This window comes from Staphylococcus sp. HMSC077D08 (assembly GCF_001837945.1).
Lineage (GTDB): Bacteria > Bacillota > Bacilli > Staphylococcales > Staphylococcaceae > Staphylococcus > Staphylococcus epidermidis.
Genome location: NZ_KV834762.1, coordinates 261,110 through 283,936 on the forward strand (window position 1 = coordinate 261,110; position 22,827 = coordinate 283,936).

General features: G+C 31.0%; 20 protein-coding genes. 5 read left to right on the forward strand and 15 right to left on the reverse strand.

The window, feature by feature from the left end:
• Positions 1 to 105 precede the first annotated feature (105 nt).
• Together plsY and HMPREF2663_RS05720 are read left to right on the forward strand one after the other, a co-directional pair.
• Positions 106 to 714, forward strand: coding sequence for a glycerol-3-phosphate 1-O-acyltransferase PlsY (gene plsY / locus HMPREF2663_RS05715; protein WP_002439653.1), 609 nt, complete (start codon positions 106 to 108; stop codon positions 712 to 714).
• A 243-nt stretch (positions 715 to 957) separates the two neighbouring features.
• Positions 958 to 1,254, forward strand: coding sequence for a HesB/YadR/YfhF family protein (locus HMPREF2663_RS05720; RefSeq protein WP_070845961.1), 297 nt, complete (start codon positions 958 to 960; stop codon positions 1,252 to 1,254).
• A 48-nt stretch (positions 1,255 to 1,302) separates the two neighbouring features.
• Here the strand turns inward: HMPREF2663_RS05720 and menI are convergent, their stop codons facing one another.
• From menI to HMPREF2663_RS05735, 3 genes are all read right to left on the reverse strand, one after another.
• Positions 1,303 to 1,770, reverse strand: a complete 468-nt coding sequence (gene menI / locus HMPREF2663_RS05725) for a 1,4-dihydroxy-2-naphthoyl-CoA hydrolase MenI (RefSeq protein ID WP_002446368.1) — start codon at positions 1,768 to 1,770, stop codon at positions 1,303 to 1,305.
• 122 nt (positions 1,771 to 1,892) lie between these two features.
• Positions 1,893 to 4,598: an aconitate hydratase AcnA gene (acnA, locus tag HMPREF2663_RS05730; protein WP_070845964.1), complete on the reverse strand. Its 2,706-nt coding sequence runs from the start codon at positions 4,596 to 4,598 to the stop codon at positions 1,893 to 1,895.
• 420 nt (positions 4,599 to 5,018) lie between these two features.
• A complete protein-coding gene (locus tag HMPREF2663_RS05735) occupies positions 5,019 to 6,659 on the reverse strand; it encodes a BCCT family transporter (RefSeq protein WP_020361364.1) in 1,641 nt (546 codons plus the stop codon).
• 211 nt (positions 6,660 to 6,870) lie between these two features.
• On the opposite strand from HMPREF2663_RS05735, the gene mscL reads away from it, so the two are divergent.
• Complete coding sequence (gene mscL / locus HMPREF2663_RS05740; RefSeq protein ID WP_002446365.1) at positions 6,871 to 7,221, forward strand: large conductance mechanosensitive channel protein MscL; 351 nt, start codon at positions 6,871 to 6,873, stop codon at positions 7,219 to 7,221.
• Positions 7,222 to 7,339: 118 nt separating this feature from the next.
• Here mscL and sbcC read toward each other — a convergent pair whose 3' ends face one another.
• The 7 genes from sbcC to sosA form a co-directional block, all read right to left on the reverse strand.
• Positions 7,340 to 10,369 carry an exonuclease subunit SbcC gene (gene sbcC, locus HMPREF2663_RS05745; RefSeq protein ID WP_070845966.1) on the reverse strand — a complete coding sequence of 1,010 codons (3,030 nt, stop codon included), beginning with the start codon at positions 10,367 to 10,369 and terminating at the stop codon, positions 7,340 to 7,342.
• Between the two features lie 3 nt (positions 10,370 to 10,372).
• The gene (sbcD, locus tag HMPREF2663_RS05750) at positions 10,373 to 11,497 is read right to left on the reverse strand and encodes an exonuclease subunit SbcD (RefSeq protein ID WP_070845968.1); all 1,125 of its coding nucleotides are present in this window, start codon (positions 11,495 to 11,497) and stop codon (positions 10,373 to 10,375) included.
• Between the two features lie 107 nt (positions 11,498 to 11,604).
• Complete coding sequence (locus HMPREF2663_RS05755; RefSeq protein WP_002457502.1) at positions 11,605 to 12,072, reverse strand: CcdC family protein; 468 nt, start codon at positions 12,070 to 12,072, stop codon at positions 11,605 to 11,607.
• Between the two features lie 233 nt (positions 12,073 to 12,305).
• Positions 12,306 to 12,533, reverse strand: coding sequence for a YneF family protein (locus tag HMPREF2663_RS05760; RefSeq protein WP_001831215.1), 228 nt, complete (start codon positions 12,531 to 12,533; stop codon positions 12,306 to 12,308).
• Positions 12,534 to 12,739: 206 nt separating this feature from the next.
• Positions 12,740 to 14,728: a transketolase gene (gene tkt, locus HMPREF2663_RS05765; RefSeq protein ID WP_070845970.1), complete on the reverse strand. Its 1,989-nt coding sequence runs from the start codon at positions 14,726 to 14,728 to the stop codon at positions 12,740 to 12,742.
• Positions 14,729 to 14,959: 231 nt separating this feature from the next.
• Positions 14,960 to 15,196, reverse strand: a complete 237-nt coding sequence (locus tag HMPREF2663_RS05770; RefSeq protein WP_002446359.1) for a DUF896 domain-containing protein — start codon at positions 15,194 to 15,196, stop codon at positions 14,960 to 14,962.
• A 157-nt stretch (positions 15,197 to 15,353) separates the two neighbouring features.
• The gene (sosA, locus tag HMPREF2663_RS05775; RefSeq protein WP_002446358.1) at positions 15,354 to 15,587 is read right to left on the reverse strand and encodes a DNA damage-induced cell division inhibitor SosA; all 234 of its coding nucleotides are present in this window, start codon (positions 15,585 to 15,587) and stop codon (positions 15,354 to 15,356) included.
• Between the two features lie 143 nt (positions 15,588 to 15,730).
• On the opposite strand from sosA, the gene lexA reads away from it, so the two are divergent.
• A complete protein-coding gene (gene lexA, locus HMPREF2663_RS05780) occupies positions 15,731 to 16,351 on the forward strand; it encodes a transcriptional repressor LexA (RefSeq protein WP_002446357.1) in 621 nt (206 codons plus the stop codon).
• 351 nt (positions 16,352 to 16,702) lie between these two features.
• Here the strand turns inward: lexA and HMPREF2663_RS05785 are convergent, their stop codons facing one another.
• From HMPREF2663_RS05785 to HMPREF2663_RS05805, 5 genes are all read right to left on the reverse strand, one after another.
• Complete coding sequence (locus tag HMPREF2663_RS05785; protein ID WP_002446356.1) at positions 16,703 to 17,728, reverse strand: CAP domain-containing protein; 1,026 nt, start codon at positions 17,726 to 17,728, stop codon at positions 16,703 to 16,705.
• A 13-nt stretch (positions 17,729 to 17,741) separates the two neighbouring features.
• Positions 17,742 to 18,719: a GMP reductase gene (gene guaC, locus HMPREF2663_RS05790; RefSeq protein WP_002446355.1), complete on the reverse strand. Its 978-nt coding sequence runs from the start codon at positions 18,717 to 18,719 to the stop codon at positions 17,742 to 17,744.
• A 153-nt stretch (positions 18,720 to 18,872) separates the two neighbouring features.
• Entirely contained in the window at positions 18,873 to 19,142 is a 270-nt protein-coding gene (rpsN, locus tag HMPREF2663_RS05795; RefSeq protein WP_001831302.1) for a 30S ribosomal protein S14, read from the reverse strand.
• Positions 19,143 to 19,308: 166 nt separating this feature from the next.
• Complete coding sequence (rpmG, locus tag HMPREF2663_RS05800) at positions 19,309 to 19,458, reverse strand: 50S ribosomal protein L33 (protein ID WP_001831295.1); 150 nt, start codon at positions 19,456 to 19,458, stop codon at positions 19,309 to 19,311.
• Between the two features lie 89 nt (positions 19,459 to 19,547).
• Positions 19,548 to 21,062: a catalase gene (locus HMPREF2663_RS05805; protein WP_002475746.1), complete on the reverse strand. Its 1,515-nt coding sequence runs from the start codon at positions 21,060 to 21,062 to the stop codon at positions 19,548 to 19,550.
• A 230-nt stretch (positions 21,063 to 21,292) separates the two neighbouring features.
• Between HMPREF2663_RS05805 and HMPREF2663_RS05810 the strand changes: the two genes are divergently transcribed.
• On the forward strand, positions 21,293 to 22,741 hold the full coding sequence (locus HMPREF2663_RS05810) for an amino acid permease (protein WP_002446353.1): 1,449 nt from the start codon (positions 21,293 to 21,295) through the stop codon (positions 22,739 to 22,741).
• Positions 22,742 to 22,827: the final 86 nt, after the last annotated feature.

The window sequence follows — 22,827 nt, forward strand, 5'->3', positions numbered from 1 at the left end:
AAGTTGTTTGAGTAACTTTATTGAATTAAATTAAATTAACAATGTTCTAATTAATATTGAGTGTGGTAGAATGAAGCTAAGTTTCTAAAGGATGTGTAAGTTTTTATGATGATCATCGTCATGTTAATCTTGAGTTATCTGATTGGTGCATTCCCAAGTGGGTTAATTATTGGTAAATTATTTTTTAAAAAAGATATAAGACAATACGGTAGTGGAAATACTGGAGCAACTAACAGTTTTCGTGTTCTTGGAAGACCAGCCGGATTTATAGTTACGTTTTTAGATATTTTCAAGGGATTTATTACAGTCTTTTTTCCACTATGGTTCCCAGTTCATGCGGATGGTGTTATAAGCACCTTCTTTACAAATGGTTTAATAGTAGGATTGTTTGCAATACTCGGTCACGTGTATCCAATATATCTGAAATTTAATGGCGGAAAAGCAGTAGCTACCAGTGCAGGAGTTGTATTAGGTGTCAATCCTATTTTACTTCTTATATTGGCAATTATCTTTTTTAGTGTATTAAAAATCTTTAAATATGTTTCTTTATCAAGTATCATTGCAGCAATTAGTTGTGTGATTGGTTCAATTATCATTCATGATTATATTTTACTTGCTGTTAGCGGAATTGTTTCAATCATATTAATCATTCGACACAAATCTAATATAGTTAGAATTTTTAAAGGTGAAGAACCTAAAATTAAATGGATGTAACTCAAATTTCTAATTGTTTAGAGCCTGGGACTTCAAATCAATGTTCCAGGCATTATTAATATATTAGCGATTAATAACTTAATGGCCAAAATAAAATAAAAACTTAAAATTTTGAAAAGATTCATTATTTTCTATGAATTTATATTTACTCGATTACAATAAAAGAGCATATCAAATGTATTATGCTATCATGCCTTTAAAATTTAGATAAATAAAAATTAAAAAAAGTAAGGTGATAACACTATGAATATAAAATTAACTCAAAAGGCAGTAGAATGGTTTAAAAACGAATTGGATTTACCTATAAGCAATAAAGTTTTTCAGTTTTATGTAAAATATGGAGGAGAATTCCAATTAAAACAAGGATTTAGTCCAGCGTTCACCGTAGAAAATAAAGATGCTATTGAAATAGGTTTTGAACAAACATTCTTCGAAATAAATGTCGTTATTGCGGAAAAAGATTTATGGTATTTTCAAGATGAAACACTAACAGTAGATGCAATCGATCATGAAGATGAGATCATCTACAAACGAAATTAATATAATTATACATATAAAAAAAGAAGCGATAAACCACTTCGCTTCTTTTTATAAATGATCAGTGCCAAACGTAACCTCAGCATCTTTACCTTCTTTATTTAACTGGTTAACCTTACTATAAGTCTCATGCCACTCAGGAAAATATCTATCCAGGCGTATGGGTTTAAATGTATCTGCTTTAATACAGATAAGCTCTGTTGAACCAGTCGTAGCTAATTCTCCATTTTCATTATAAACCTCATAACAATACGTTGAACGTAATCTAGAATATTTTTCTACCCATGTTTTTACTGTAACCTTTTCAGGATAGTAAATTGATTTTTTATATTGCACTTTTAAATCTACAACTGGTGAAATAACACCTTGTTCTTCCATAGAGGCATAACTGAAGCCAAGTTTTCTTATATAGTCAGTTCTCGCAACTTCAAACCATGTTGCGTAGTTACCGTGATAGATAACCCCCATTTTATCCGTTTCTTGATATCTTGCTTCAATTTCAGTCAAACTGTATATCATTGGAGTAATCCTTCTTTCAACTTTAACTTATTCTTTCAATTAAGGATAACATAAAGCAGTCATACCAACACAATAGTTAGCATGACTGCTTTGAATTAATAATGAGTCAAAATTATATTAAATTACTGCGAGAGTTTATTTCTTAATACCATTTGTAAAATACCACCATGACGATAATAGTCTAATTCTACTAGTGAATCAAAACGTACAATAGCTTTGAAATTAATGATTTCACCATTTTCTTTTTTAGCAGTCACATTTACAAGATCATGTGGTTGTACATCTTCATTAATGTCTACAGATATTTCTTCTTTACCATCAAGACCTAGTGTTTCTGCAGATTCTCCTTGTTGGAATTGAAGCGGTAATACCCCCATCATAACTAAGTTAGAGCGATGAATACGTTCATAACTTTGTGCTATGACAGTTTTAACTCCTAATAAATTCGTACCTTTTGCAGCCCAGTCACGAGAAGATCCCATTCCATAGTCATTACCAGCTAAGACAACTAAGCCAGTTCCATCTTCTTTATATTTCATTGCTGCATCATATATAGGCATTATTTCTCCGGTAGGCCAATATGTTGTAAATCCACCTTCAGTACCTGGAGCAAGTTGGTTTTTGATACGAATATTGGCAAATGTACCACGTACCATTACTTCGTGGTTACCACGACGGGAACCATAAGAGTTAAAGTTGCGAATTGCAACATCATGATCTAATAAATATTTACCTGCTGGTGTATCTTTGCCGATAGCACCTGCTGGAGAAATATGGTCTGTTGTAACAGAATCACCAAATTTACCCATAACTCTCAAACTTTTAAGCGGTTCAATTTTACCCGGCTCTTTAGATAATCCTTGGAAAAATGTTGGATTTTGAATATATGTTGAATTAGGATCAAAATCATATAATGGTTCATCGGTTACATCTATTTCATTCCACATTTCATTGTTATGATATACATTTTTATATTCTTCTAAGAATAGTTCAGGTGTAACAACTTTATCTACAGTATCAGAAACTTCTTGTATTGAAGGCCAAATGTCTTGTAAGTATACATCTTTACCATCTTTGCCTTTACCAATTGGTTCATTTTGTAAATCAATATCTACTGTACCAGCAAGCGCATAAGCTACAACAAGTTGTGGTGATGCTAAATAGTTTGCTTTCACTAATGGGTGGATTCGACCTTCAAAATTACGATTACCTGATAAGACTGAAGTTACTAATAAATCTTCATCTGCAACCGCCTTTTCAATTTCAGGCAATAGTGGCCCTGAGTTACCAATACATGTAGTACAACCATAACCAACAAGGTTGAAACCTAAATCATCTAAATATTGTTGTAATCCAGAATCTCTTAAATACCCTGTAACAACTTTTGAACCTGGAGCAAGTGACGTCTTAACGAACTCTGGTACTTTCAATCCTTTTTCTACAGCTTTTTTAGCAACTAAACCAGCACCTAACATAACATATGGATTAGAAGTGTTGGTACATGAGGTAATAGCAGCAATTGCGATATCTCCTGTTTTCATTGTAGCTTTAGATCCATCATTAAAATTAATTTCTGCTTTTTTATCAAATTCACTTTGATCAAGTCCATGACCTTGATTACCAGCAGGAGCTGTTACTGATTTTTCAAATTCTTTTTTCATATCACTTAAGAAAATTAAATCTTGTGGACGCTTTGGACCAGAAAGTGATGCCTCTACTGTAGATAAGTCTAAATCAATAACATCTGTATATTCAGGGTCCTCTTTTTCAACATCAAAGAACATATGGTTTTGTTGTAAATATTCTTTAACCAATTCAATATGTTTTTCGTCACGGCCAGTAAGTTTCATGTATTTCAATGATTCTTCATCTACTGGGAAGAAACCACACGTTGCACCATATTCTGGGGCCATGTTAGCAATTGTAGCTCTGTCTGCTAATGGTAAATGTTGAACACCTGGACCAAAGAATTCAACAAATTTTCCAACCACACCTTTTTTACGTAATTCTTCAGTCACACGTAAAGCCAAATCGGTAGCTGTTGAACCTTGTGGTAAAGAGTGAGTTAAACGCACTCCGATAACTTCAGGAATTGGGAAATATGACGGTTGTCCTAACATACCTGCTTCGGCTTCGATACCACCAACGCCCCAACCTAGAACACCAATACCATTTATCATTGTAGTATGTGAATCTGTACCAACTAAAGTGTCAGGAAATGCTGTTTTTTCACCATCAACATCTCTTACATGTACAACATTTGCTAAATACTCTAAGTTTACTTGATGGACAATACCTGTAGCAGGAGGTACTGCATTATAGTTATCAAAAGCTTTTGTTGCCCAGTTTAAGAATTGATAACGTTCATAGTTACGTTCAAATTCTAATTTCATATTACGTTCTAATGCTTCTGGATTAGCGTAACTATCAACTTGAACAGAATGGTCGATAACTAAATCCACAGGTACTTCTGGGTTGATTTTATTAATATCCCCACCAACATCATTCATAGCTTTACGCAATGAAGCCAAATCTACTACTGCTGGCACACCTGTAAAGTCTTGTAAAATAACACGAGAAGGTTTGAATGGAACTTCACCTTCGTTACCTTCATTACCGAATTCACTTAATGCTTTGATATGATCATCAGTTATAACAAAATCATCCTCTTGTCGTAACACAGATTCTAACAATACGCGAATTGAATATGGTAATTTAGAAATTTTAGTTAGCCCTTTTTCTTCTAATGTTTGTAAGTCATAGTAAGTATATGATTGACCATTTAATTCGAATTGTTTCTTTGCTTGTTCTTTAATATTAGAAGCCATTTTATATCCCCCTTGATATTTATATATATTTATATGCCGTTAATTAAATTGTATTATTATATGTTTATCAAAACAACTATGTACCTTTAGAAAACGCTTTATTTTCATTTCGCTTTTGTAATCAGTTTATATAAGAAAAACTTATCGTAAGATATTAGCGCAATAAGTAAATGTTATTAATTGAGAATGGTTATCAATAATGAACATCATTTTAAATATCAAACTACTATTCGGTTTCTTCATACAAATTGAATGACCACAAACTTATAAGCGTATGCGCTCAAAAATGAAATGATATCAATTTGATACTGTATCTATCAGCAGATATAATAATAAAATTTTAGTAGTGAGATATTAGTGATTTTTATAAAAAAACCTGAGACAATTTTGTTTGTCTCAGGTTTATAAAGCAATTACACTTTATTCTTCTTTTTCTTTATTTCTTCTAACTTCTCTTTTTTCTAGAATATCTGTTTCATAATCTTCTTGTTGATATTTAACATATTCTTGTAAACGATGTTTATTTGGCGTAAGTGTTAATCCAAGGAATTTACGTTCCTTATTTGCATCTTTGTAGAAACTTATCATCATCATTATGACGACGAATGAGAATGGGAAAGCACTTATAATGGCAGCACTTTGAATAGCATTCAAGGCTTTAGAGCCATCTCCTCCACCAGCTAATAATAGTACAAAGGCAATAAGTGCTTGCGCAACTCCCCAAGTTACTTTAACTAGACTACTTGGATTTAATGATCCAAATGTAGTTTGCATACCTAATACGAATGTTGCTGAGTCAGCTGAAGTAACAAAGAAAGAAGCAATAAGCAATAATGCAATGATAGATAAAACAATACCTAACGGAATATGGTTGAATACACCAAACAACTGCGTTTCAGGTGACATTTTAAAGAGATCCGAATGTTTTTTACCAGTTTCAATTCCTAATACGCCGAAAACACTGAACCATATAAAACTAACAAGTGCCGGTACTAATAAAACACCTGAAATAAATTCCCTTATAGAACGACCTTTAGATACACGTGCGATGAATACACCAACGAATGGACTCCAACTTAGCCACCAACCCCAATAGTATAATGTCCACGTTGACATCCATTCACGCTTTTGACCGTTTAACGCAGCGGTATCAAAACTGTTAAATAAGAATGAATTTAATAAACTACCTGTAGAACTTGTCATCATATTTAAGATTAAAACAGTTGGTCCAACAATTAATGTAACAATCATTAATACCGTACCAAGACCTATATTTAAATTACTTAAATATTGAATTCCCTTGCTTAAACCTGACCAAGCACTAGCAATAAATAAAATTGTTACAATAACAATAATAATACCTTGAACAAAAGTGTTGTTCGGCACGTCAAATAAATAATGTAAGCCACCATTAATTTGAAGCGCGCCCATACCTAGAGATACAGCTACACCAACTAATGTAGCAAAAACAGATAATACATCAATTAAAGTACCTATTGGTCCTTCAACTTTATCTCCCAATAATGGACGTAAAGTTCTAGAAATTAATCCAGGTTCTCCTTTACGGAATTGAGAATAAGCTAAGGCTAAAGCTACCACACCATAAATTGCCCATGCGTGGAATCCCCAATGGAAAAATGTAGATCTTAAAGACTCAGTGTATGCTTTTGTCGTTTCAGGATCAGCTGTTGGTGGAGCTGCAAAATGTGCCATAGGTTCAGCTGCACCATAGAATACTAAACCAATACCCATACCAGCACTGAATAGCATTGCGAACCAAGAAATTGTATTAAATTCTGGTTTGTCATTAGGTTTCCCTAATTTAAGTTTCCCAATTGGACTGAATATCAAGAAAATACAGAAGAATACAATTACTGTTGTTAAAATAAGGTAATACCAACCCAAATTATTAGTAATCCACATCTTAGCTGTATTAGTAACGCTATCGAATTTCTCAGGCCAAACAGCACCGATAATCACTACTATAGCTGCAATAATTGAACTATAGATGAAAACCGAAGAAAACTTTTTATTTTTCTTCTCTTGTGAAGAAGAATTCATAATTAATTACTCCCTTCATTCGAATATTTAATTTTTCAAGTCAGTAAAATCAAAAAATTAAATTTTATTTTAAAATTTTTAACTTTACCAATACACTTTAATAGATTAACAAAGGTCTTCAACATTATCAAATTTACATAATTATAGTATTTGCTAAAATATTTATATATTGTATAATCAGAAATATATTTTAAAAGAAGGGATATGCTTTATGTTAAAAGAATTTAAAGAGTTTGCACTCAAAGGCAATGTTTTAGACTTAGCTATTGCTGTAGTTATGGGGGCAGCGTTTAATAAAATAGTTACATCCCTAGTCCAATACATTATCATGCCATTAATTGGTAAATTATTTGGTTCAGTTGATTTTGCTGAAGATTGGTCTTTTTGGGGTATCAAGTATGGACTTTTCATACAATCAATAATTGACTTCATTATAATTGCTTTTGCTTTATTTATCTTTGTTAAGATAGCTAATACAGTTATGAAAAAAGAAGAGAAAGAAGAAGAAGTGGAAGAAAATACTGTTTTATTAACAGAAATTAGAGACTTGCTTAAAAAATAATCAAATCACTATATTCAATTATAGAGACTTAAAGAAATTATGCATGTTTTTATTAAAGTATTGAAAAATCAATAGCTTTAAATTAGAGCATGTCACAAAATCTTAAGTCTCTATTTTTTTAATTTTTTCTAAATTGTGTATGACTTTCGTATTGATTGCTTGTCACTTCTAAAATCAAAGGAATGCGTTGCTTAAGCTCGCTTACATGTGAGATTATACCAACCATGCGCCCAGATGATTTTAAATTAATTAATGTATCTATCGCAGTTTCAAGTGTTTCTTGATCTAAAGTGCCAAATCCTTCATCTATAAACATAGAATCTAAAGTGATTCCACCTGATTCTTGCTGTACGACTTCACTTAATCCTAAAGCTAAAGCCAGTGATGCTTGAAATGTTTCTCCTCCTGAAAGTGAACTTATGTGTCTCGATTTATTTGAATGAAAATCAAACACGTCAATTTCCAATCCACTTAATCCTAAGGAAATGGCCTCTCTTCTAATCAGTTGATATCTATTACCACTCATAAATGAAAGTCGTTGATTCGCTTGAAAAATTATTTTTTCCAAGTAATAAATTAAAACATAATTTTCTAGTGTTAATTTATAATCATTTTTACCTGCTAATATTTCTGATAGCAAGAAAATTTCTTTTTGCACTTTTAATTCATCATCGAGGATCTGAATTATATTTTTTATGTTATTAAATTTGTTAGAGTTATTATCTATTTTATAGCTAATCGTAGCTATCTGTGAATTCGTTTCATCTAGTTTCAAGTTTGTTTTTTCTATAGATTGTCGTAAATCTTCTAAATTTAATAATTTTTTTCCTTTAACTAATTCATTGAGTCTGTTAATCTCTATTTCAAAACTTTGATAGTTCTTATTATAAATACTAATTTCTCTTTCTATTTCATCTTTTTGGGCACTTAAATCTGCAGCGCTTTTGACTTGATCATAAGACTCAAAACCAAGTTGTTGCATTTCTTTTTCCATTTTTAATTCTAAATTATTTATTTCTTTACTTGTTTGAGTTAAATTCTCAGTTAAATGTTTTTGATCATTCATTTCTATCTTTAACTTATTATTTAACTCGTTCAATTTATTTTTAGTTTTTTCTTTATCATACTCATAGTTCTCAACTTGTTTTTTAGCATGAGAATAATAAGCTTCAAAATCCTTTACTGATGAAAATTGTGAATGTCGTTCAAAATCATTAATTTGAATTTCCAGTTTTTCTTTTTGCGTGTTCTTTCTACTCAAATCTAAATCAAACTGATGTATTTTATTAACTATTTCTTTTTCTTGTTTCTCAAAATTTTCTACTAACTTATTTATGCTTTGTTGTTCATCTTTTAGTTGTTTCAAATGATTAAGTTGTTTTTGAAGCTCACTAATATCCTTCTTTTCTTGTTTCTCAAAATTTAATTCTTTTTCTCTATGATTTAATTCCTCAATTCGAGTTTCTATTTTGATTATTTCATCACGAATTTTTACCTTCTTACTTTCAAACTGTTTTATTTTATTATTTTTTTGAGCAATTGATTCAAAATCAATATGTTCTCCCAATGAATGTATTTCATTACCACAAATTGGACAAGTATCCCCTACTGACAAAGCGGACTTTATTTCATTTACAAAATCCTTTTTGTCATTCAAATCAATTAAAGTCGCATCTATATTAATTATTGATGATTCAATTTCATTTAACTGTTCTTTCTTCTCATTTAATTTACTAAGATAAGATGATTTATCTTGTTGTAATTTATCAAATAATTTCTCATCCTTTTTTTGTCTTTCATATTCATCTATAATCTTTTTCAGGTTATAAATCTCTTCAGTGTAATGTTCAATAATTGCAAAATCTTTGTTTTTATCGTTCAATTCTTTCGTCAATTTTTCTTTTTTGGTTATTAAATCATTATATTCACTGTATAATCTTTTTATTTCTTCTTCAATTACCGGTTTTTGTTGATAACTACTAATAATCATATCTAATTGATTAAAGAAAACTTGGTTTTTTTCTAGATACTGATTAAATTGAGTTATTTCATTTTCTCGTGTTGATAAATGGTCGAGTTGTTTTTGAAAATCTTTAATTTCATTGCAATAGTTTGTTTCATTTAATTTTGATTGCTCATGAAGTGACTCTAATTCAGCTTTACCTTTTTTTAAACTTTGCAGCCTAGTAAAATAGGTGATTAATACTTTAGATTCCTGAATCATTTTTAATTCTTGATTCAATTTATCAATATAGTTTTGTTCTTTTTTTAATTCGTCAAATTTGATTGTTTCCGCTTTTAATTTTTTAGTATTCTCACTTAATTCAACATTCACTTTATATTTATGATTTAAATCATCTAATTCTTTAGTTATTTTAATCTTAGCATCTTCAAATGACTTGAGAATTTTGTATCCATAATCATTAAATTGTGGGAATTTTTCAATCATTTTATCTGTCTGAGAACTCTCTAATTCTTTATATAAGGCCAATTCATCATTATTAAATGTATCTATATCATTCCATAAATTTTCAATTTGAGTGTATCTATTTTCAATTTGTACTTTTTCTTGCTTTACATTTTCTACAAGTAGATGTCTAATCTCATCAAATCGCTCACTATTAAAAAGTGTTCTAAGAATCGATTGTTTATCTTTACTATTTGACTGAAGAAACTTTTTAAATTCTCCTTGAGGCAAAATAAATAATTGACGAAATTGTTCAGCATTAACGCCTAATAATTGTACAATAAATTGATTACCTTGATTCACTTTACTTTCTCTTAATTCAAATTGATTATCAACTAATTCATATATATTTAACTTGGCTTGTGTTTTAGTTATATTCCCCTCTTTAATAAAAGGTGCTTCTCTATGAATTTTAAAGGTTTGATTATTAACTTTAAATTGATAAATTACTGACATTGGCGATTTACCATCTGCAAAATGACTTCTCAAATCTCCTTCTTTTCTAGTTTTGGTCGAAGCCATACCGTATAAAGCGTATACTATAGCATCAAATATCATTGTTTTACCAGATCCAGTTTTACCACTAATTAGAAAGAGTTGATCAGTTTCAACTTGCTCAAAATCAATAGTTTCTTTAATAAAAGGGCCAAAGTTCTCCATAACTATATGTAAAGGCTTCAAATCTTATCCCTCCCTATCCAATATAAAACTTAACAAGTGCTTTATTTTGTCTGATTGAAATTGACTCAGATGTTGATCCGTCATATTTTCATAAAAATTTTCTATAATTGTCTGATCATCTTGCTTTTTGATTTCGACATGGCTAAAATTCTCACTATGCTCAAATACTACATTCGATAGCGCTAATATATTGGGATAAATTTGTTTCAGTTTCATCATTGGATCAGTAACATGAGAAACATTCGTTAACTTAAAATGAAAATAATTATTTTTATTTTTTACTTTTATTCTTTCTTGAATAATATCTTCATAATCACCTTCAATAACTTCTAATTCTCTTAGAGGTTTTAAAGGAACAAAAGTTTCATTTAATATTTGATTATTTTCAATATCAAGAACTCTATATCCTTTAGATTGAGTTACTTCAGAGAAAGAGTATTGCAATATCGAACCGCTATATTTGATAAAAGAGTTATTTATACTAAATGGATGATGTAGGTGCCCAAGCATTACATAATCAAATAACCGAAAAGAATGCATATCAACTGATTCTACTGTTCCAATAGTTAATGGTCTTTCCGAATCTGAAGTTTTACCGCCCTCTATAGTTAAATGACCAATTAGTATATTTACCTTATTATTATCTATGGAACTAGACATTTGCTCTAAGCATTCGTTTAATGCTTGTTGATATGTTTCTATTTGCTTATCCTTAAAATAATTTTGCACTTCACTCACAGTTGCGAAAGGTAAAGTGAAAAATTGAACACCACTCAATTCTATTGGATCATCAATATTTTCTAGTTGAGTTCTTATGTAAAGTTGATTATTCTCAAACCACTTAGCGCCATAATTCAATCTTTCCCTACCATCATGGTTACCGCTTATCATGATTATTGGAATTTCAAGTTCTATATTTAAGTATTCAATAGTCTCTTCTAGTAAACCTATCGCTTCTTTACTTGGATATGAGGTGTCATACAAATCACCTGCAATGACTATTAAATCTGGTTGTTCCTTCTCCATATGTTGTTTAAATTGAGTTAAAATATATTTTTGGTCTTCAAGCAATTGCTTTCCATTTAAAATTTTACCCAGATGCCAATCAGCGGTATGTACAATTTTCATAATTACCCTCCTGATAAGAACGTTTGTTCGTTTCAATTCTATATGCTTTTTTTACCTTTTTCAAGTAAAAAACCACCTATCAAAATAATGATAAGTGGTTAAACATATTACTTAATAAGATTCTTTTGCAATTTTTTATATTTATAAAGCATTGCACATCTCCAAGGTACTATCATACAAAATGCGAGTAAAAAAAACATACCAGCAATTTCACCTGGATCAATTTCGCTACTTATAAATATTTTAATAACTGTTCTTATTATTAATAATGATATTAAAATAATTGGAAATGCTTTAGACCGTTTCATATAAATATTATCATCTTTAACTTCAAATCTAGAAGTCCAGATTAAAACAGTAGAAAACAAAACACCTAATATCAAAGATTCTAACATTTCCATACCAGTTAATCTAAAATATGGTACCACATACATCAGTGCACCGGTAGCCATGAAAAATGGTGGTAAGATAATTTTCTTTTCATTGACTGGAAACTGTTGTGCTTTCATTCTTATCACTATAACGACAGCACCCATTAGAAATGCAAACACAATGGAAAAGACTAAATAAGCCAAATTGACACCCTCTTTTGACATAAACTTATTCGCTTAAATAATCATTTGATAGTATATCACTATCACTATAAAATTGACACTTTAAATGTTCAAGTTTTAACATTTTAATACATATATAGTATTTAATTCATTACTAGAACATAAAATTAATATATTAATAATAAGTAAAAAAAGAGCGCTACAGTTATTTTGATAAGTTTCTGTAACACTCATTAATATAATGTCTATGAACCTTACATTTTTTGATTCATATTTTTATTCATCATTGTCATCATTTGATTGATTTTCTTTTGAGATGGTTTTTGTCCCATTTGCATCATCATCATACGTAGCATTTCCTCATTGATAGGTGGATTTTTCTTTAAGTAATCTTTCATATATTTTCTAGCTAATAAGAAACCACCAATTAAACCTGCAATAAGTGCTATAACGATCAGAATAATTGCTACCCAAATTGCCATTGTTTCACCCGCTTTCTGTATCCTTATGAATTTTACTAAATTCGTTCTGTTATTTCAAGACATTCTTGAATAATAACGATTAGTATTCCATTTATTATCATAACAAAGCCAAAGATATTATTAAATTCTATTTTAATATCTAAAAGGTTACTAACCAATTTTGATGGTTAGTAACCTAAAAAGTTCAACTAAATCATTGTCTAAATTTATAATGAACGGACTTGTTTTAAAATATTTTCTTTAGTGAATCCATACTTTTCAACTACTAAATCTCCAGGAGCACTAGCACCAAAACTATCTATACCAATAACTTTACCTTCAATACCAACATATTTATGCCAACCGAGTGGTGATGCCATTTCGATAGCTATACGTTTAGTAACATCAGAAGGTAAAATTGATTCTTTATATTCAGAAGATTGTTGTTCAAATGCGTACCAGTTTGGCATAGAAATAACTCGTACACCTTTACCTTGTTGCTCTAATTCTTTTGCAGCTTCTACAGCTAAATTAACTTCTGATCCTGATGCCAATAATAAATATTCAAGTTGTTGTTCTGTTTCAAAAACAATATACGCACCTTTTCTCACACCATTTTCAACTGTTTGTTTATCAACATCCAAAGTTGGTAAATTTTGACGAGTTAACACTAATGATGTTGGCGTTTGTTCTGATTCAAGTGCAACTTCCCAAGCTACACGTGTTTCATTACCATCAGCTGGACGAATAACATTCATATTAGGAATGGCACGAAGACCTGCTAATTGTTCTATAGGTTCGTGTGTGGGTCCATCTTCACCTACAGCAATTGAATCATGAGTAAAGATGAATGTTGAATTGAGCCCCATGATTGATGATAATCGTAAAGCTGGTTTTAGATAATCACTGAATACAAAGAATGTTGCTGCATACGGATGAAGTCCACCATGTGCTGCCATACCATTTACTGCTGCTCCCATTGCAAATTCACGTACACCAAACCATACGTTTTTACCTTCTGGAGTATCTTTATTATAATCTTTAGCTTCTTTAACGTTAGATTTATTTGAACCTGCTAAGTCTGCTGATCCACCAAAGAAGGAAGGAACAAATTCACTTAATTTTTGAATTATTTCTCCTGAATCAGCTCTAGAAGCACCACTGTGATTTAAATCATATTCTGGTAAGGCATTAGCGTAATGATTTGGTAACTTACCACTCATTGTTAATTTAAATTCCTCAGCTAATTCTGGATAGGCTTCACTATAATTTTTAAGCATATTATTCCAAGCCTCTTCATTTTCATTTGCACGTTTTAACATTGTTGATTTAAATATTTCGTATACATCTTCAGGAACATTAAAACGTTTTTCAGGATCTAATCCATATTCTTTAAATGTAAGTGCACGTTCTTCATCACCAAGTGGGGCACCATGAACTCCATTTGAACCAGCTTTATTAGGAGAACCAAAACCAATAATAGTTTTAACTTCGATAATAGTAGGTCCTTGTTGTGATTTAGCTTGAGTGATTGCATTATCAATCTCATCTAAATCGTTACCATTTTCAACTAGAATATAGTTCCAACCATAGGCTTCAAAACGCTGTTTTGTGTCTTCAGAAAATGATTTATCTAAATCTCCATCTAAAGATATATCATTTGAATCATAAAGGACAATTAATTTATCTAACTGATTATGACCTGCAAAAGATGCAGCTTCATGTGAGATACCTTCCATTAAGTCACCATCTGACGCTAGTACATAAGTGTAATGATCAACTATATTAAATTGGTCCCTATTAAATTTACCTGCTAAATGACTTTCTGCTAACGCCATCCCTACAGACATGGCAAAACCTTGACCTAATGGACCAGTAGTAACTTCTACGCCATCAGTATGTCTATATTCTGGATGTCCAGGCGTCTTCGAACCCCATTGTCTAAATTGTTTAAGTTCTTCAAGTTCTAAACTACCAGAGACATGTAATAAGCTATACAATAAAGCCGAACCATGACCTGCTGATAGAATAAATCTATCTCTATTAAAAAAATCTTTAGATTGAGGGTTAAAATTAAGGTGGCGCGTCCATAAAGTATACGCCATAGGTGCCGCTCCCATAGGTAATCCAGGGTGTCCTGAATTTGCTTTTTCGATTGCATCAATGCTTAAAGCACGTATCGTATCTATAGCTAATTGATCTTTTTCATTAAACATCGTTGTGTCTTCCCTTCTACAATTAATATCTATTTTTAATTATAACTTATTTTATTTTAAAATGATAAAGAAAAATCAGATAAATTAGATCTAAGGATATAACTGGATTCAAACTATATACCTAGTTTAACTCCCTAAAAGTTAATTAAAAATAAATTATTTCTAAGTAAATCATCAATGACTACGAAAATTTTCAACTTATATATCAATGATGAGTCGAACTCTATTGTTTTATTTATTGTGATTCTCTTCTTGTATCTTTTTTAACTTTTCAGGTGTCACATCATTTCCTTCAGGATCAATGACCTTAGTATTTTCTATCTGTTGTTTAAAACCTTTTCTAAATTCTTCTAAATACTGTTTTCTTAATTTAGTCTGTTCTTTAGCCTCTTCATTGGTTAAGCCCTGTTCTTTCTTTTTTCTGGCTAATTCATTTATTCTATCAATATTTAAATTTTCTTTACTCATTTGAAACCTCTTTCTTAATGCATAAAATTTTATTGTTATGATAATAATTAACAAATATTCTGTTAGTTTTAATGATACTTATTACTTGAGTAGAATATATCAAAAAAATAAGCATAACCAAATTGTTACGCTCATTTTACAGTAGATAATATGAAAATTAATTGACTAATGCGAACACAGACTGATCATTCTGTTCGCTATTTTGTTTGTCTTTATAGTTTTGAGTAGTTCCTTTTTGATTATGTTGATGAATCTTGTGGTCAGTCATTTCGTACGTTTGTTCTGATTGAGCACCTTGGTTAACGCTTAAAAAGAAAGTTAAAAAAACAATACAAGACACTATTACTATTGCCATATATGTTAAAAATTTATATTTGTATTTTAAAATCATCCAATCTCACTCCTAGAACATTTGTTTGTATAAGTAATTTATCAGAACATAAGTTCTGTGTCAACAACATTGCGAACAAATGTTTGTTAGAAAAGGTAATTAATGATATAATTATCTCAAACAATAATAAGGAGTGCCTATTTATGAGAGAACTCACTAAGCGACAAAGTGAAATATATGATTATATTAAGAAAATTGTTCAAACAAAAGGTTATCCACCAAGTGTTCGAGAAATTGGCGAAGCTGTCGGTTTAGCTTCAAGTTCTACAGTACATGGACATTTATCTAGATTAGAAGAAAAAGGATATATAAGAAGAGATCCTACTAAACCTAGAGCTATCGAGATAGTTAGCGAACAATTAGATGAGGTAAATGTAGAGGAAACAATTCATGTTCCGGTTATCGGTAAAGTTACGGCCGGCGTTCCAATTACCGCTGTAGAAAATATAGAAGAATATTTTCCACTACCAGAGCACTTAACTTCAACACATAACAGCGATATATTTATTTTAAATGTAGTTGGGGAAAGTATGATTGAAGCTGGAATATTAGATGGCGACAAAGTAATTGTACGAAGTCAAACTATTGCTGAAAATGGTGATATTATAGTAGCTATGACTGAAGATGAAGAAGCTACTGTTAAACGCTTCTATAAAGAAAAAAATCGTTATAGACTACAACCTGAAAATAGTACTATGGAGCCTATTTACTTAGATAATGTCATTGTAATAGGTAAAGTAATAGGATTATATAGAGAAATGTAATAAATTTATAATCAATTTCTTATTTTTAAGTGTAGGCCTCCTTATATTTTTTATATGGTTTAAAAACAATACCCTAGGACAGCAACTAATGTCCTAGGGTATTGAATATATTAATCTCGATGCCAGTGTTAGTGTTAAGATAACGGCTTTTATCAAATTTTTTACTCTGAACTACACCTGTTGTGAGAGAAAAATTCAATACAACTTCTGACCAACCGATTTTGTTTTTTTGTTCTTATCTAATATTTCTTTCACTTTTTCAAGTATATCAGTTTGCTTTTTACTTTTTTGCTTCATATTTATCTACATCCTTACGGACTATTTATACCCATAAGTCATATATATAAACATTTAACTTGTATAATTTTCAGTCCAAAAGGGTTGTCTTCGATCATTGAAATATACACCTACGCCTAAATAATCAAAATGAGTGTTTAAAATATTCTTTCTATGCCCCAATGAATTCATCAAACCTTCATGTGCATAGATACTATTCAATTGTCCATATGCTAAATTTTCTCCAGCAGCTTTAAATTCGATTCCATCTTTTTTTAATCTATCAAAAGGAGAAAGTTTCTTTTCATTTACATGGTCAAAGTAATTATGCTTAACCATGTCAATACTATGCTTACGCGCAGTATGAGAAACATCCTTGGAATAATCTAATGTTTTTAAGCCATGTTGTTTTCTTTCAGCATTAACAATGTCAAAATTTTGCAACTCAAAACTCTTTGCAAGTAATTTAGATGGTCTACCATATTGATATCTTAAACGATTTTCCATTTTCTCACTCACTTGTAATAATGACTTCACACCATTATCTCTGTGTTTATCATAAAATACTGTGGTATAAATATGGTCTTTATGGAAAACATCATACTCATTACTTTTTACATCAAAACCAACTTTTCCTTTTTTTATAACTTGAATCGGGGACCCATATCTTTCCCTAACAACATCTTTAGGAGTATCATACTTAATTTGAGATTTAGATGAAATAAGATTTTGATTTGTATACAATGCATTAACATGATTGTTAATATAACTCACCATCAAAAATTGATTATAATCATTTGAATAATATGTGTACCAATTTGTGCCATACACACTCGAAGTCATACGCTTATGCCGTCCCAACTGTGCTTCAACATCTTTTCTAGTCATATTCATCTGTATATTGTTGATTGCAAATTCTTGTTTTTTAGGAATCGCTAATTGAGTATTATCGTCATTTGAATCAGAATCAATCCATCGATTAATTTGATGACGTATATCATTTTGAGCTTTTATCATAAAAGTAGTTTCTTTGACTGGCGTAAAAATAACGATGCAAAGTAAAACTGTAATCAATAAAAGAAATCTTTTAATTGTATTCACCTACTACTTTTTACTAATCTCTATCACCATTAAAAATTGAATTTCTAACTATGACGTAATCAACTGTTCTTAATGACTTCAAGTCCTTTCCTCCTGCATATGAAATTGAACTCTGTAAATCTTGTTCCATTTCAGTAAGCGTATCTTTAAGAGATCCTTTGTGTTCTACAAACATTTTTTTACCTTCAACGTTCTTATGTTCACCTTTTTGATATTCTGAGGCACTACCAAAATATTCTTTATATTTTTTGCCATCTAGCTCGACGGTTTCACCCGGTGATTCCTCGTGGGCAGCAAACAAAGACCCAATCATCACCATAGAGGCACCAAAACGAATTGATTTGGCTATATCACCGTGGGTTCTTAACCCTCCATCTGCAATAATAGGTTTTCTAGCTGCCTTATTACAAAGGTTTAACGCAGAAAGTTGCCAACCTCCTGTACCAAATCCAGTTTTAATTTTAGTAATACATACTCTTCCTGGACCAATACCTACTTTTGTAGCATCTGCACCAGCATTCTCAAGTTCTCTTACTCCTTCAGGAGTCCCAACATTTCCAGCTATCACAAAACTATTTGGTAAATGTTTTTTTATATGCTTAATCATATTTATAACTGAATTTGAGTGACCATGAGCAATATCAATTGTTATATATTCTGGTATGAGCGATGAAGAAGCTAATTTTTCAATAAAATTAAATTCGTTTTCTTTAACACCAACAGAAATAGAAGCAAATAACCCTTCATGATGCATTTTTTTTATAAATGGAATTCTATTTTCTTCATTAAATCTATGCATGATATAAAAATAATCGTTTTCTGCAAACCATTGCGCAAGTTCTTCATTCATGACTGTTTGCATGTTTGCTGGAACAACTGGCAATTTAAAAGTACGAGGCCCAAATTTAACCGAAGTATTACACTCAGATCTACTTTCAACAATACATTTATTGGGAATTAATTGTATATCTTCATAATCAAAAATTTTCATCTTTTTTAACCCCTTACAATAGAATTAATCTTCAAAATATTTATTCAATATACGAATAATACCTTTAATTTTGTAAAAATCATTCATATTATTCATCCTTTTTAAATGTACATTGTTTTTCTTCTATTGTAAATGGACCTAAGTAGTAAATTTTTACCAACTAGATTTTTTTACACCTGGAATTTGACCTTTATGCGCATGTTCTCTAAATGCAATTCTAGACATTTCAAACTTACGTAACACACCTCTAGGTCTACCAGTTACTTTACATCTTCTAGTTAGTCTAGTTGGAGATGAATCTCTTGGTAACTTTCTTAATGCTTCGTAGTCTCCTTTTGCTTTTAATTCTTTACGTAACTCGTAATATTTATTTACTAATTCTTGTCTTTTTTGCTCTTTTGCTATTTTAGATTTTTTCGCCATATATTATAACCTCTTTCTACAAATCGTAATTATTACGTTTTATAGAATAACATATATTTCAAAATATACAAGTGAAAATCCTTCTATCTATGTATAAACTAAAAAAACTCCCCTATGAGTTAAGGAGAGTTTTCGTTTCAAATTGTCGTATTTGAAAGATAAGTAATTATTTTGTTTCACGATGTAACGTATATTTATTTAATCTTGGGCAATATTTTTTCATTTCAATGCGTTCAGGATTATTACGTTTATTTTTAGTAGTAATATAGTTACGATCGCCACACTCTGTGCAGGCTAATGTAATATTTACGCGCACGTTAAACACCCTTTCTAATGTTGTTAGGAATTCTTACGATTTAAGATTGTATCATAAAATTCAGTGGTAAGCAATCTATGAATTTTAGATTATTTAAAGTTTTCATATGTTTCGTCTTGGTTTGTCTCTAAATCAATTTGATTGATATCAATATCTAAAGCTTTTGCTACACCTTTCCCATATTCTGGATCAGCTTTATAGCAGTGGCGAATGTGGCGAACTTTGACATCTTTAGAGACCCCATCCATTGCATTAGCTGTATTTGTGAAGATACGCTCTTTTGCATCTTCGGACTGTAATCTGAATAATTTACCTGGCTGTTCAAAGTAATTGTCATCATCCTGGCGATAATTATATTCATAACCATCACCATCTGTCGGGAATGGTGGCTTCTTGTGTTCAGGCTGTGACTCATATATACCTTGATTATTAGGATAATAATGTGGGCCTCCACCTTGGTTATTATCTAAGAAACGCATTTGTCCATCACGACTAAATGGACACAAGTTCTCAACTCCAACTCCCTTAGGTTGATTGACAGGAATCTGCCAATGATTAACTCCTAAACGATAACGTTGGGCATCTCCATATGAGAATAAACGTCCTTGTAGCATTTTATCTGGTGAATAATCTAACCCAGGAACAATATTTGTAGGCGCAAACGCTGCCTGCTCTACATCAAGAAAATAATTCTCAGGATTACGATTCAACTCAAATTCTCCCACTTCAATCAGTGGATAGTCTTTTTTATACCATACCTTTGTTAAATCAAAAGGATTGTCTGGATGATTTTTAGCTTGTTCCTCTGTCATAACTTGAATGTACATTTTCCATTTTGGATAATCTCCATTTTCGATAGCATTATATAAATCCCTCTGTGAAGAATCTCTATCCATACCTACAATTTTAGCTGCTTCCTCGTCAGTATAGTTTTCAATTCCTTGTTGTGTACGGAAATGATATTTAACCCATACACGTTCACCTTTATCATTATACATAGAATACGTATGAGATCCGAATCCATGCATATTTCGGAATCCTTTTGGCATACCTCTGTCTGACATTAATATTGTCACTTGATGCAATGCTTCAGGGAGACCTGTCCAAAAGTCCCAGTTATTTTGTGCACTTCTCATATTTGTACGTGGATCTCGTTTTACAGCACGATTCAAACTAATAAATAGTTTAGGATCTCTAAAGAAGAAAACTGGCGTATTGTTACCTACTAAATCCCAGTTTCCATCTTCAGTGTAGAATTTCAAAGCAAACCCACGTATATCACGTTCTAAATCTGCTGCTCCACGTTCTCCTGATACGGTAGAAAAACGTGCAAACATCTCTGTTTGTTTTCCGACTTCTGAGAATATTTTCGCATTTGTATATTGTGTGATGTCATTTGTAACTGTGAACGTTCCAAATGCACCTGAACCTTTCGCATGCATACGACGTTCAGGAATCACTTCTCTATCGAAGTGAGACATTTGTTCTAAATAATAAACGTCCTGCATTAATAATGGTCCACGTTGTCCTGCTGTCATACTATTTTCTCTATCCGAAACTGGCGCACCAAAAAGTCCAGTTAATTTTCCATCCTGTTTTGACATAGCAAGCTCCCCCTCACCTTTATATTTAATATTGATTACTATGTAGTATCCATTTTAATTAAACCCCTTTCCGATAGCAAATAAACTTATTTTAAAGTTATTGTTAGAAAAATATAAGAAATATCAGAAAAATTTAACAATTACGCTTTAAAGTACTAAAAAGTTATTGAATAGTATCTTTAAAAAGATTAAAATGAAGGATATATTTTAAGATAGATGGGAGACGGCATATGGAAGATAATAATATGAAACGTGGTCTCAATTCGAGACATATATCCATGATAGCTATAGGTGGCGCTATAGGTACTGGACTTTTTGTGGCAACTGGAAGTGTCATTTCTCAAGCTGGTCCGGGAGGAGCTATATTAGCTTATATACTAATTGGTATCATGCTTTATTTTTTAATGTCATCAATAGGAGAATTAGCAACTTTCTATCCGGTTTCTGGTTCTTTTAGTTCATACTCTACCAGATTTGTTGATTCGTCACTTGGTTTTACCATGGGTTGGTTGTATTGGGGTATGTGGTCACTTGTAACAAGTGTAGATATCATTGTTGCTTCCAATGTATTACAATATTGGGATGTATTTAAAGTTTTAAATCCACTTACATGGAGCTTAATTTTTTTAACTCTGTTGTTTTTAATTAATATTTTTTCTGTTAAAGCTTTTGGAGAAACTGAGTTTTGGTTATCACTTATCAAAGTCATTACTATAATAGTATTTATTATTTTTGGAATTATGATGATTTTCGGTATTCTTGGTGGTCATACATATGGCTTTGAGAATTATACAAAAGGTCAAGCACCTTTTGTCGGTGGAATATCAGGCATATTAAGCGTTCTTTTAGTTGCTGGATTTTCAGTTGGTGGTACTGAAGTAGTCGCAGTAACAGCTGGTGAATCAAATAATCCTGAAAAATCAATGCCTAAAGCTATAAAACAGGTATTTTGGAGAATATTACTTTTTTACGTATTGTCTATAGCTGTGATAGCTGCCATCATTCCATATACAGACCCACTTTTACTTAATGAAAGTGAGTCTGTATCACAAAGTCCGTTTACAATTGTTTTCGATAGAATAGGAATCGCTTTTGCTGCATCAGTCATCAATGCTGTTATCTTAACATCATTATTATCAGCAGCTAACTCTGGTATTTATACAACAAGTAGAATGCTATTTTCTTTAAGTGCTGATAAACAAGCACCTAAATTCTTTGGAAAACTCAATGATAAGACTAAATTACCTATGCGTGCATTAATTACAACATATATTATTATTGTATTAGTCATTGTTTATGCTAATTTTAATGCTAATGCTGTATTTAACTTATTAAATATCATAGGATCTATGGTTATTGTCGTTTGGGGATCTAGTATTTGGTCACAAATTAGATTAAGACAAGCAATTAAAAAACAGGGTAAAAATCCAGATAAACTGTTGCCATATAAAGCACCTTTTTACCCAGTAGGACCTATTATTGTCCTTTTCACATTATTATTCTTATTATTAGGTAGTTCCTTTGGTAGTATCGCATCTGGTGATATTTTAGGTGTCATTCGAAACTTTACACCATTATTTATTCTAGCAATCATCTATATTGCTCATAAATTAATCAAACGGACACATTTTGTCAAACTGGAAGAAATAGATTTAACTCCGCATAATTACAAGAATTAATTATTAAGAAGGCCTGTGACGTGTGTATTTGTCACAGGCCTTCTTAATATTAGTAATTGATAGTTGACCCCAAAATGCTTACATCA

Excerpts from the sequence above, each read along its gene's own strand:
- acnA (WP_070845964.1), bottom strand. The coding sequence starts at position 4,598 with ATGGCTTCTAATATTAAAGAACAAGCAAAGAAACAATTCGAATTAAAT.
- guaC (WP_002446355.1), bottom strand. The coding sequence starts at position 18,719 with ATGAAAATTTTTGATTATGAAGATATACAATTAATTCCCAATAAATGT.
- sosA (WP_002446358.1), bottom strand. The coding sequence starts at position 15,587 with ATGATTTTAAAATACAAATATAAATTTTTAACATATATGGCAATAGTA.
- HMPREF2663_RS05810 (WP_002446353.1), top strand. The coding sequence starts at position 21,293 with ATGGAAGATAATAATATGAAACGTGGTCTCAATTCGAGACATATATCC.
- HMPREF2663_RS05735 (WP_020361364.1), bottom strand. The coding sequence starts at position 6,659 with ATGAATTCTTCTTCACAAGAGAAGAAAAATAAAAAGTTTTCTTCGGTT.
- sbcD (WP_070845968.1), bottom strand. The coding sequence starts at position 11,497 with ATGAAAATTGTACATACCGCTGATTGGCATCTGGGTAAAATTTTAAAT.
- lexA (WP_002446357.1), top strand. The coding sequence starts at position 15,731 with ATGAGAGAACTCACTAAGCGACAAAGTGAAATATATGATTATATTAAG.
- HMPREF2663_RS05760 (WP_001831215.1), bottom strand. The coding sequence starts at position 12,533 with ATGGCAATTTGGGTAGCAATTATTCTGATCGTTATAGCACTTATTGCA.
- HMPREF2663_RS05805 (WP_002475746.1), bottom strand. The coding sequence starts at position 21,062 with ATGTCAAAACAGGATGGAAAATTAACTGGACTTTTTGGTGCGCCAGTT.
- plsY (WP_002439653.1), top strand. The coding sequence starts at position 106 with ATGATGATCATCGTCATGTTAATCTTGAGTTATCTGATTGGTGCATTC.
- rpsN (WP_001831302.1), bottom strand. The coding sequence starts at position 19,142 with ATGGCGAAAAAATCTAAAATAGCAAAAGAGCAAAAAAGACAAGAATTA.
- HMPREF2663_RS05720 (WP_070845961.1), top strand. The coding sequence starts at position 958 with ATGAATATAAAATTAACTCAAAAGGCAGTAGAATGGTTTAAAAACGAA.
- tkt (WP_070845970.1), bottom strand. The coding sequence starts at position 14,728 with ATGTTTAATGAAAAAGATCAATTAGCTATAGATACGATACGTGCTTTA.
- HMPREF2663_RS05770 (WP_002446359.1), bottom strand. The coding sequence starts at position 15,196 with ATGAGTAAAGAAAATTTAAATATTGATAGAATAAATGAATTAGCCAGA.
- mscL (WP_002446365.1), top strand. The coding sequence starts at position 6,871 with ATGTTAAAAGAATTTAAAGAGTTTGCACTCAAAGGCAATGTTTTAGAC.
- menI (WP_002446368.1), bottom strand. The coding sequence starts at position 1,770 with ATGATATACAGTTTGACTGAAATTGAAGCAAGATATCAAGAAACGGAT.